General features: G+C 76.7%; 10 protein-coding genes and 1 tRNA gene. 5 read left to right on the top strand and 6 right to left on the bottom strand.

The features are described from left to right. Window positions 1-140 precede the first annotated feature (140 nt). The 3 genes from AB0D01_RS33620 to AB0D01_RS33610 form a co-directional block, all read right to left on the bottom strand. Entirely contained in the window at window positions 141-683 is a 543-nt protein-coding gene (locus tag AB0D01_RS33620) for a UTRA domain-containing protein (protein WP_363062032.1), read from the bottom strand. Window positions 684-806: 123 nt separating this feature from the next. After that, complete coding sequence (locus AB0D01_RS33615; protein WP_363062132.1) at window positions 807-929, bottom strand: LuxR C-terminal-related transcriptional regulator; 123 nt, start codon at window positions 927-929, stop codon at window positions 807-809. Between the two features lie 56 nt (window positions 930-985). Next, complete coding sequence (locus AB0D01_RS33610; protein WP_363062030.1) at window positions 986-3,760, bottom strand: AAA family ATPase; 2,775 nt, start codon at window positions 3,758-3,760, stop codon at window positions 986-988. A gap of 138 nt (window positions 3,761-3,898) precedes the next feature. Here AB0D01_RS33610 and AB0D01_RS33605 point away from each other — a divergent pair, with 138 nt between their 5' ends. Both AB0D01_RS33605 and AB0D01_RS33600 read left to right on the top strand, forming a co-directional pair. Beyond that, window positions 3,899-4,627 carry a hypothetical protein gene (locus AB0D01_RS33605; protein WP_363062028.1) on the top strand — a complete coding sequence of 243 codons (729 nt, stop codon included), beginning with the start codon at window positions 3,899-3,901 and terminating at the stop codon, window positions 4,625-4,627. Between the two features lie 252 nt (window positions 4,628-4,879). Continuing rightward, on the top strand, window positions 4,880-6,262 hold the full coding sequence (locus tag AB0D01_RS33600; RefSeq protein WP_363062026.1) for a DUF1906 domain-containing protein: 1,383 nt from the start codon (window positions 4,880-4,882) through the stop codon (window positions 6,260-6,262). Window positions 6,263-6,290: 28 nt separating this feature from the next. Here the strand turns inward: AB0D01_RS33600 and AB0D01_RS33595 are convergent, their stop codons facing one another. Both AB0D01_RS33595 and AB0D01_RS33590 read right to left on the bottom strand, forming a co-directional pair. Then, entirely contained in the window at window positions 6,291-6,845 is a 555-nt protein-coding gene (locus AB0D01_RS33595) for a pyridoxamine 5'-phosphate oxidase family protein (protein WP_363062024.1), read from the bottom strand. A 55-nt stretch (window positions 6,846-6,900) separates the two neighbouring features. Then, on the bottom strand, window positions 6,901-7,524 hold the full coding sequence (locus AB0D01_RS33590; RefSeq protein WP_363062130.1) for a PadR family transcriptional regulator: 624 nt from the start codon (window positions 7,522-7,524) through the stop codon (window positions 6,901-6,903). Window positions 7,525-7,715: 191 nt separating this feature from the next. Here AB0D01_RS33590 and AB0D01_RS33585 point away from each other — a divergent pair, with 191 nt between their 5' ends. After that, window positions 7,716-8,444, top strand: coding sequence for a glucose 1-dehydrogenase (locus AB0D01_RS33585; RefSeq protein WP_363062022.1), 729 nt, complete (start codon window positions 7,716-7,718; stop codon window positions 8,442-8,444). An 11-nt stretch (window positions 8,445-8,455) separates the two neighbouring features. Next, a complete protein-coding gene (locus tag AB0D01_RS33580; RefSeq protein ID WP_363062020.1) occupies window positions 8,456-9,448 on the top strand; it encodes an alpha/beta hydrolase in 993 nt (330 codons plus the stop codon). Window positions 9,449-9,502: 54 nt separating this feature from the next. On the opposite strand, the gene AB0D01_RS33575 is transcribed toward AB0D01_RS33580, so the two are convergent. Further along, window positions 9,503-9,576, bottom strand: a tRNA-Ser gene (locus tag AB0D01_RS33575). Window positions 9,577-9,628: 52 nt separating this feature from the next. On the opposite strand from AB0D01_RS33575, the gene AB0D01_RS33570 reads away from it, so the two are divergent. Next, entirely contained in the window at window positions 9,629-9,991 is a 363-nt protein-coding gene (locus tag AB0D01_RS33570) for a hypothetical protein (RefSeq protein ID WP_363062018.1), read from the top strand. The last annotated feature ends 165 nt before the right edge of the window (window positions 9,992-10,156 follow it).

Below are 10,156 nucleotides of genomic sequence, written 5' to 3'. Positions count from 1 at the left end.
CCGCACAACGACGTGCGGAACACCCGACACCGCGCCCGCCATGTCCCCGACCAGGGATGGCGGGCGCGGTGGTGTCCGCGGCGGCTCACCCGCCGGCGGCGAAGCCCGGGGCGTGTCCGGGTCGGCGTCCGGGGCCGGACTCAGCCGACCTCGATCTCGTACCGCAGCCGCCCCCGCCCGGCGGGCATGACCATCACCTCCGCCTGGATCGCGCGGCCCGCGGCGTCGCGCGTGGCACGGGCGAGTCGCAGGACCGGCTCGCCCGCGTCCATGCGCAGCAGCCCGCGCTCCTCCTCCGAGGGCGCGCGGGCCGTCACCTCCTCGACCACCCGGGCGCCGACGTGCCCGAGCGCGGCGAGCAGGGTCACGGCGCCTCCCCGGATCTTCCCCGCACGGGCCAGTGCAGTGCCCGCCGCGACGTCCACCGGGTAGTAGGTGTCCGTCAGTTCGGTCGGCTCCCCGTCGAGCTCGATGACCCTGCGCCGGACGATCACGAGGTCACCCTCCGCCAGGTCGAGCATCAGGGCGACGGCAGCCGGAGCCGCCGCCTCACCGGCGTACACGACGCGCTGCCCACCCCGCCTGCCCGCATCCCGGGTCTCCTGCGTCCACGCGTCCGCCGAGCCGCCGGCGCGGGGGGTGAGATAGGGCATCGACGTACTGGTCCACCCACTGGCGCCCATGACCGCCTCCGAAGCGCTCGACGTGCGTCCACGCTATCCGCCTCGGCGGCGGGCGCATCGTCCGGATCCGGCCGAACCGGCGGCGGGCCGTACGGCGGCCGCCACCGGCAGGGGCCCCGGGGCTCACAGGTCTCCTCGTGCCGTCAGGGCCGCCAGGGCCGCCCGGGTGGTGACGCCCGTCTTGCGGAAGATGTGCGACAGGTGGGTGTCGACCGTACGCGGGCTCAGGTACAGGCGGGCCGCGATGGCCGGGGTCGTCAGACCCTCCGTGACCAGGGCCGCGATCTGCGCCTCGCGCGGCGTCAGCCGGGGGCCAGCACGGGGGCCGGGCCCGGCGGGAACAGGTCCGCCAACCCCGTCAGGAGAAGGGAACCGCCCGCCTGCGCCAGCGCGCGCCCGCGCCGCCAGCGGTCCGCCGCCCCGCGCGGGTCACCCGCCCGCCCCGCCAGGGTCGAACCGATCACCAGCGCCTGCGCCTCCCACAGCGTGGCGCCCGCGCGGGCCGCCTCCCGCGCGGCCCGCGCGTACCGCTCCGCCGCCGGCCCCGCCTCACCCCGCGCCGCCAGCAACGCGCCCGCGCTGCGCAGCGCCGACGCCCGCTGGGACGGCAGCCCCAGCCGGACGGCGTCCGCCTCGGCCCTCGCCACCCAGGCCGCCGCCTCCACGTGATCGCCCGCCGCGACCGCCGCGCCCACCAACGCCTCCAGGAACAACGGGCGCAGCGTCGGCTGGAGCCCCGACAGCTCCGGCCCGCGCCCCGCCCGCAGCATCGCCGCCCTGGCCCGCCGGTGGTCGCCGGAGTACAGGGCGGCGAAGCCCAGCACGCACCACGCCAGCGACGTCCACCAGCTGCTGCGCGAACCGCCCAGCGCCACCGCCTCCTCGGCGACCGACAGCGGCAACGGGTCACCCGGCGGCATGGCCGCGATCAGGATCTGCGCCTTGTTCCCCGTGACGAGCCCGAGCAGTTCGTCGCTGCCGATGCCCCGGGCGATGCCCTCCGCCTCCTCGCACAGCTCCAGCGCCGACCCCAGCCGGCAGGAGTTCATGTGGACGACTGCCTTGCACAGCAGCAGGTGCGGCAGCAGGTGCAGCGGGCCGACCCGGCGGACCAGCGCCAGCCCGCGATCGGCGTGCCGCTCCGCCTCCGGGTAGCGGTCCAGGTAGAACTCCGTCCACGCCAGCCGCGCCAACGGCTCGCACAGGTCGGCAAGTTCCGCGTCCGTCAGGGCGTCGAGCCGGGCCGAGGCCCGGTCGGCCAGCCCGCGCGCCTTCACCGGATCGCCGTCGTACGTCTCCCCGAGGGCGGCCGTGGTCACCGCGCCCGCCGCCGCCGGGCCGTTGCGCAGCCGCAGCGCCAGCCCGTAGGTCCGCAGGACGTCCTCGCGCACCTCCCCGTACGACAGCGCGTGCGGCGCGGACGAGCCGAGCTCCAACCCCAGGGACAGGGCGTCGGCCGGGCGCGGCGCGGGCCGCCGGGCCAGCTCGCGGCGCAGCAGTGCGACGGCCGCCCCGTACCGGCCGAGGTGGCGCTCCAGCGAGGCGCACAGGGTGACGGCGCTCGCTCGCAGCCCGCCGTCCTCGTCGGCCCCGTCCACCTGCGCGAGGAGCTCCAGGAGCAGGTCGCGGCTCGCGCGCAGCTCGCCGCAGACGCTCAACGCCCTCGCCCGCCACAGCGTCAACTCGCGCCGCCGGGCCGTGTACTCGCCCGTCCCGGGGAGGATGGCCAGGACCACGCCCAGCCAGTGGGCGCAGCTCGCCGGGGCGGTGGTGCGCGCCTCGCCGGCCGCCTCCAGCAGTGCCGCGGCGGCCGTCGGGTCCCAGCCGGTCAGGGCCCGCTCCACGTGGTGGGCGCGGACGGCGGCGGACACCCCGGCGCCGGCCGGCGCGGCGGCGGCCCGCCGGTGCATGTCCCTACGCCGCCGGTGCTCGGTGTTCTCGTAGATCACCGTCCGCAGCACCGGGTGGCGCAACCGCCAACTGCCGCCCGGCCCCGGCCGCAGCAGGTCGCGGTCCGCGAGGACGCCGAGGTCCGCGTCCAGGAGGAGCGGGTCGGGCGCCTGCGCGGTGAGGGCCAGCAGCGGCGCGGTGGCCTGGTCCCCGAGGACGGCGACGGCCTCGGCCGTACGCCGCTGCCCGCCGGTCAGCGGCGTCAGCTCGTCCAGCAGCAGCGCGCTCAGGCCGCCCGTCGGGGGCGCGGCGGGACCCGCGCCCGTGTCCGCACCCTGGAGCAGGGCCAGGAAGTAGAGCGGATTGCCCCCGCTGGACGCGTACAGCCGCGCGGCCCGCTCGGGGGGTTCCCCCGGGGCCAGGTGCTCCACGCACGAGCGCCGGTCCAGGGGGCCGAGGTCCAGGCGCAGCACGGCGCCGGTGTCCACGCCCCGGGCGAGCGCGGCGGCCGGACGCGGCGCGGTCTGCCGGTCCCGGCGGGCCACGACGAGCGCCACGGCCCCGCGCGGGGGGTGGCGGACCAGGTGGTCGAGGAGCTCCAGGGAGGCCGGGTCGGCCCAGTGCAGGTCGTCGAGGGCGATGAGCAGGCCCCGGGGCCGACGGCGGGCCCCGCCGGGGGTGGAGCCGGGGCCGGGGCCGGGGTCGGGGGGAGGCGCCGCGAGGGCCGTGAGCAGGCGCGCGGTCGCACGGTGGACGGCGAACCGGTCCGCCGCCGCGTCCTGCCCGGCGTACGGGGCCGCGCCGGGGTGCGGGGTCGCGCCGGCGTACGGGGCCGGCTCCGCACCCGCCGCCGTCCCGTACAGCACCGGCGCCACCGCCGGGTCGGGGAGCGGGCCGCGCAGCAGGTCCGGGTCCAGGTCGGCGAAGGCGTCGGTGAACAACCGGAAGGGGATGTGCCGTTCGTACTCGGTGGCCCGGCCGCGCAGCACCGTCACCCCCCGGGCACGCGCCCGCCGGCACGCTTCGGTCAGCAGCCGGCTCTTGCCCATGCCCGCGGGCCCCGTGAGGTCCACGACCGCCGGCCCACCCCCGCCCCCGCCGGCCGCCTCCTCGATCACCGCTTCGATCACCGCGTCCAGCCGGTCGAGTTCGGCCCCCCGGCCGACCAGCGGAGTCCTGTCCACCATGGCGCCTCCCCGCAGGAGCGGTACCCGGATTCGGCGCGGCGGATACGTAGGCGGTTCTACGGATGCCGCCGGCGCCGAGGCGCTGCCAGCATCGAAGCAGACCCCGCCCCGCCCGCCATCGCCCGCCCTGGAGGCCCGATGCGTCGATTACCCCTGCTCGCAGCCCCGCTGGTGGCGCTGCCGGTGCTCCTCCTCACGGGCTGCTCGGACGCAGTGACCGGTGCCGACATCGGGGCGGGCCCGTTCCCCTCCGCCACGCCCTCACCGACGCAGTCGCCGTCGCCGTCGCCGTCGCCGTCGCCTTCCGCCACGCAGTCCCAGCTCGTCCTGCCGCCCACGCCCCTTCCCTCGTGGCCGGTCGGCGCGCGCACGCCCGCCACCGACTGCACGCCCACCAGCGGCCTGGACGCACAGGGCCTGACCTCCTACTTCAAGAACCTCAAGAGCAGCGACACCAAGGACTCCCCGGCCCTGTTCATGGTCGACGACGGGGTGTTCTTCCGGCTGAAGGACACCCGCCCGCCCTGCGAGTCCGTCCCGGTCAAACTGAGCCACTTCCGGGTGGACATGGCCCACTCGAAGGACTCGTCCGGCTACACGTTCACGTACAAGGCCCTGCGCACCCTGACCCTCGCCGTCGGCCCGCGGGACGGCAAGGTCGACGACAGCACGCCCCCGGCCACCGAACACTGCGCGGGCGTCCTGTCGGTCATCTACGAGGGGCAGGACCTCGACCAGGACGACCTGCCGGAGAACCTGCGGCTGCCGGCCAAGGACTCCACCCTCGACTGGACGCTGGTCGAGGTGAAGCGCGAGGGGGCCCTGGACGCCGTCTTCAAACCGCCGGCCGACGCGCGCAGCTGCTGACCTGGGGAGAAGGGCCGGGGCGCCGGGCCGGGGGGCGGGCCGGGCGAGCGGGACCGGGGCGCAGGGGCGACCGGGACGGTGCACCGTGGGGGTGCGCACCGCCCCGGCCCGCCACCACGCCCCGCCCGCCGCCGTACGGAGGACCCGCCGCCGCCGTACGGACGACGCGCCGCCCCCGGTTGGGCCGTACGGGCCACCCGCGCCGCCCGGGAGCACCGGCGCGGACCGCCCCGGGTGGTACCCATGGGCCCCATGCCCTCCCGAACCCTCCTGCGGTGCCTGTGGGGCGCCGCCGCCCTGCTGCTCCCCGTCGCGGCCGCCGGCCCCACCCCCGTGGCCGCGTCCACCGGGCACACCGTCGAATACCGGGGCCTGCGACTGGAACTCCCCGCGGACTGGCGCGTCGTCGACCTCGACCAGGACGCCGACGCCTGCGTCCGCCTGGACCTGCCCACCCTGTACCTCGGCCGCGCCGGCACCCAGGAGCGCTGCTCCGGCCGCCGGGCCGTCGCCCTCCGCGCCGACACCCTGCACCTCGAACCCCTCGCCGGCTCCCCACCGCGCGCCGACGTCCCGACCCTCCCCGTCGGGGCCGGGGACCCGCTGCCGCGCGCCGGGGCGGACAGCAACGAGCTGCGGTACGCCCTGCACGGCCCCGGGGTGATGGCCACGCTCTCGTACGGGACCGCGCCCGACACCGTACGCACCCTCCTCGCCCGGGCCGCCGGCACGGACACGGCGCCCCCGGACCGGGCCGCGCCCCCGATGCTCCCCGAGGCGCCGCCCAAGCCGCGGAGCACCCAACAGCCCTTCAGGGGCGAGGGCTTCGACGCCTGCACCGCCCCCGCGCAGCGCACCATGGACACCTGGCGGGCCGCCTCCCCCTTCGGCGCCGTCGGCGTCTACATCGGCGGCCCCGCGCGCGCCTGCGCCCAATCCCGGCTCACCGCCGCGTGGGTGCGCAGGCAGGCCGAGGCGGGCTGGCACCTGATGCCGATCTGGGTCGGCCCGCAACCTTGGAGCCACCCCGTCACCGGCCTGTCCACCGACCCCTCCCGGGCCAACTACCAGGGCAGGGTCGCCGCGGACGGCGCCGCCGCCGCGGCCCGCTCCCTCGGCCTGGCCCCGGGCACCCTGCTCTACAACGACCTGGAGAGCTACAGCGACCGCGCCACCTGGGACGCGCCCGTCGTCGCCTACCTCACGGCCTGGACGGTACGCCTCCACGAGCTGGGCTACCGATCGGCGGCCTACGTCTCGTCGAGCTCCGGCGCCAAGGCCCTGAGCGCCCACCACCACCAGGCCCCGTACGCGATGCCCGAGGTGCTGTGGGTGGCCCAGTGGAACGGGGCGGCGTCCGTCACCGACACCGACATGGGCCTGCCCGCCCGCCGCGCCCTGTGGGCCGGACCGCGCCGCGCCCACCAGTTCCGGGGGGACCACGACGCCACGTACGGCGGCGTCACGCTCAACATCGACCGCAGCTGGCTCGACGTCGACCCGACGGCCCTGCCCCCGCTCTTGGCGCCGGGTGCGGGCCCGGGCAAGGCCCCGGGTGCGGCGCCTGGCAAGGCCCCAGGGAAGGCCCCGGGGAAGGCCCCGGTCAAGGCCCCGGGCACGGCTCCGCGCCCTTAGGCGACGCGGTCCCGGCCCGGCGCGGGCCCTACGCCCGCCCGTCGCCCGGCGCGTCCGCGTCAGGGGCCGGGTCCGCGTCCGGCACGACCTCGCGCGGCGGCTCGTCGTCGTTGCCCCGGCGCAGGGTGTGCAGCCCCCGCGCCGGGGTCCACGACCGGATGACCAGCTCGTCGCCGTCCACGTCGACCCGCACCACCTCCGTCACCTCGGCGTGGAAGAGGTGGAAGGGGTGCGGGGAGTCCGTCTCCTCCGCGTACCGGTGCAGCTCGGGCGGGTCCACGATCTCGACCGCCCGCCCGGAGATCCGCACGTCCCCGTCCGGCATGGAATCGTCCGCGCCGGGGTTGGCGTGCAGGGCGAAACGAGGGTCGCGCTGGAGGTCGCGGGCCTTCATCGACCCCGGCATCATGCCGAGCCACAGCTCCCCGCCCCGGATGTCCACGGTGAGGCCGGTGATCCGCGGGGACCCGTCCTTGCGGAGCGTGGCCAGGACGTGGTGCGGGTACCGCGCGAAGCGGGCCCGGACGGCCCCGGCGAACTCCGGTTCCGCCTTCTCGAACGCTGCCCAGTTGTTCGTCGTCATACGTCCATCAAAGCGCGGCCCGCCGCCCCGCGGCCGATCCGGCGCGCACGACCGCTCAGCCGGGCTGCGCCCCGGTGCCCGGCGCGGGCGCGGCGGGGTTCCCGGAGGCCGTACGGGACTCCAGCCGCGCGAGGTCGGCCAGCATGGCGGTGGCGAGGTCGCGCTCGGAGGCGTAGTACCGCTCCGCCCACTTGAGGGTGAGCGCGGGATACGCCCAGGCCGGCCGCTCCTCGGCGGCCTCCGCGTCGGCGACGGCGCACCGGCGCATCCGCTCGGCGAACTCGCGGTGCCCGTCGACGATCTCCCGCATCTGCTCCGGCTCCAGCAGGTGCCCCAGCCACAGCCGCAGCATGGGCCCGTGCTTGAGGACCGGCGGGTCGACGGGCGTGCTCCGCGCCCACTCCCGCACGGCGGCCATGCCCTCGTCGGTGACGCGGTAGACGCGCTTGTCGCGGGTGCCGGTCTCCTGGGCGATCATCCGCGAGGTGGCGTAGCCGGCCTTCTCCAGGCGCTTGAGCTCGCTGTAGATCTGACTGAAGGAAGGGCTCCAGTAGAAGAAGCCCAACGACCGGTCCGACCACTTCTTCAGGTCGTAGCCCGAGAGTTCCTCCCCGAAGGAGAGCAGCCCGAGGACGGCCCAGCTGGTCGCCGGGAGCGTGCGCCGGTCCGTCCCCTCCACGACCCCGTCCGCCGTCGCCCCCGCCGTCGCTTCCGCGGTCCGCCCGGTCTCTTGCCCGGTCTCTTGCCCAGTCTGTTCCGCCACGCAGCGCAGTCTACGACCGCCCCCGTCGGGCCCTTCCCCCTCCCGGATATGACTGCTAGACATATTCCCGTTCGGCGTAGTGCCGGAGGGGTGGGACGGAGGCGGACGTGATCTCCCTCGACGGAAAGGTCGTCGTCATCACCGGCGCCGGACGCGGCCAGGGCGCCGCCGAGGCCCGGCTGTGCGCGGAGGCCGGCGCCCGGGTCGTCGTCACCGACGTCCGCGAGGAGGAGGGCCGCGCGGTCGCCGCGTCCCTGGGCGCCCAGGGCCTCTTCGTACGCCACGACGTGACGGAGGCGGCCGACTGGGCCGGCGTCGTGCGCGAGGCCGTCGCCGCCTTCGGCACCGTCTCCGCGCTCGTCAACAACGCCGCCCTGTGGCGCACCGCCCACGTCGAGCGGCAGAGCGCGGAGGGCTTCGAGGAACTGCTGCGCGTCAACCTCCTCGGACCGTTCCTCGGGATCCAGGCCGTGAGCCCGGTGCTGCGCGCCGCGGGCGGGGGCTCCGTCGTCAACGTCTCCTCCACGGCCGGACTGGTCGGCATACCGGGCCACGCGGCCTACGGCTCCACCAAGTTCGCCCTGCGCGGGCTGACCCGGTCGGCGGCGTTGGACCTGGCCGGAGACGGGATCCGCGTCAACTCGGTGCACCCGGGAGCCATCGACACCCCGATGGTCGCCGGGGCGGTGGAGGGCCGCGACTGGTCCCACGTGCCCCTGGGGCGGATCGGCAGGCCCGGGGAGGTCGGGAACCTCGTGCTGTTCCTGTGCTCGGACGCCTCCTCGTACGTGACGGGCGCGGAATTCGCCGTGGACGGAGGTCTGACGGCCGGATGAGGGGACATCGGATGAGGGGCGACGACGTGGCGGACGGTGGCGCGGCGGGTGGTGACCCGATGGGCGGGGGTCGGACCCGGCGGGCGCTCGACGGCGGGGCGCTCTCGCCCGACGCCCGCGCGCTGTGCGAGGCGATGACGGCCGGCTTCCCCGGCCCCGGAGACGTGGCCGCCCTGCGCGCCGCGGCCGCGGCCGGACCCCGTCCACCGGGCCCCGAGGTGGCCCGCGTCCACGACGCCCGCGCGGACGGCGTACCGGTACGGATCTACGACCCCGCCCCCGCCCCGGGAGCCGGCGGCGGGCGCCCCCTCGTCGTCTACCTCCACGGCGGCGGATGGGTCATGTGCGGGCTCGACACGCACGACGCCCTGTGCCGCGAACTCGCCGCCGGCTCGGGCGCGGTGGTCGTCTCCGTCGACTACCGCCTGGCCCCCGAACACCCCTGGCCCGCCGCGACCGACGACGCCCTGGCCGTCCTGCTCTGGGCCCGCGCCGAAGCGGAGGCGCTGGGCTGCGACCCCGACCGGCTCGTGGTGGCGGGGGACTCCAGCGGAGGCAACCTGGCCGCCGTGACGGCGCTGCGCGCCCCCGGCCTGATCGCCGCCCAGCTCCTGGCGTACCCGGCACTGGACGCGTCGATGGGCTCCGAGTCCGTGACCACGTACGGGCGGGACCACTTCCACACCGCCGCGCACATGGCCTGGTACTGGGACCAGTACGGAGGCGACCCCGCCCACCCGCACGTATCGCCGGCCCGCGCCCCGGACCTGTCGGGCCTGCCGCGCACCCTGATGCTCCTCGCGGACTGCGACCTGCTGCGCGACGAGGGCCTGGCCTACGGGCGCCGGCTGGCGGCGGCGGGCGTGGACTGCGAGGTCCGGCTCCACCCGGGGGTCTTCCACGGCTTCCTCGGCCTGCCCCTGCCGGCGGCCCGGGCGGCCCGCGCGGCGGCGGCGGCCTGGCTGACGACGGTACGGCCGACGCCCGGGGGAAGGGGTGCGTGAGGCGGGGTGCGTGAGGCGGGGTGTCTGAGGCGGGGGTGTCTGAGGCGGGAGGGGGGCGGGGCGGCCGGATTCGAACCGGCGTCATCCCCTGAGCAAGGGGTGCAACGACCTCTGTACCACGACCCCGCCCCTTGAGAGGGATCCTAGATCACCGGGGCCCCTTCCCGGCATGATGTGTGCATGCCCGGATTCCTGCTGCGCCTCTGCCTGCTGCTCGCGGTGGAGGGCGCGGCCGCCCTGCTGCTCGGCGAGGCCGAAGCGCCCTGGATCCCCGTCCTGCTGGCGGTGTTCGTCCTCGGCTCGGCCATCCCGCACGGCACCCCGGCCGAACTCGGGGGCCGCTTCCTCATCGCGGCGGTGGCGGTGGGCGCGAGTCTCGCCGGCGCGGCGTCCTGGCAGGACCGCGCCGCCCCGGACGCCTGGCCCGCCCAGGCCGCGACGGCGATCCTGCTCCTGTTCCAGACCCTGGCCCTGCTCCGGATCACGCGGGGGCGGGGGCGGGGGCGGGGGCGAGTCGGGCGGGGTGCGGTGCGGCGGGGGTAGGGCCGGTGTGCCGTGGGGCGGGACCGAGACGGTGTCGGGGGTTTCCCGCCAGTCCACTGTCCTTCCGTGCCGGGTCGGTCCCTCAAGGGCGCTCACTTCGTTCGCGTCGCTTCGCGATGGCCTTCGGCCACCCTTGACCGACCGCCCCGTCCCGGAACGCCAAAG

Source organism: Streptomyces sp. NPDC048606 (assembly GCF_040650855.1).
Classification (GTDB): domain Bacteria; phylum Actinomycetota; class Actinomycetes; order Streptomycetales; family Streptomycetaceae; genus Streptomyces.
This window is presented reverse-complemented; position numbering and strand designations above follow the sequence as displayed.

Bases quoted from the DNA above. Each gene is read 5' to 3' on its own strand.
- AB0D01_RS33620 (WP_363062032.1), bottom strand. From the start codon at position 683: ATGGGCGCCAGTGGGTGGACCAGTACGTCGATGCCCTATCTCACCCCC.
- AB0D01_RS33610 (WP_363062030.1), bottom strand. From the start codon at position 3,760: ATGGTGGACAGGACTCCGCTGGTCGGCCGGGGGGCCGAACTCGACCGG.
- AB0D01_RS33605 (WP_363062028.1), top strand. From the start codon at position 3,899: ATGCGTCGATTACCCCTGCTCGCAGCCCCGCTGGTGGCGCTGCCGGTG.
- AB0D01_RS33600 (WP_363062026.1), top strand. From the start codon at position 4,880: ATGCCCTCCCGAACCCTCCTGCGGTGCCTGTGGGGCGCCGCCGCCCTG.
- AB0D01_RS33595 (WP_363062024.1), bottom strand. From the start codon at position 6,845: ATGACGACGAACAACTGGGCAGCGTTCGAGAAGGCGGAACCGGAGTTC.
- AB0D01_RS33580 (WP_363062020.1), top strand. From the start codon at position 8,456: ATGAGGGGCGACGACGTGGCGGACGGTGGCGCGGCGGGTGGTGACCCG.
- AB0D01_RS33570 (WP_363062018.1), top strand. From the start codon at position 9,629: ATGCCCGGATTCCTGCTGCGCCTCTGCCTGCTGCTCGCGGTGGAGGGC.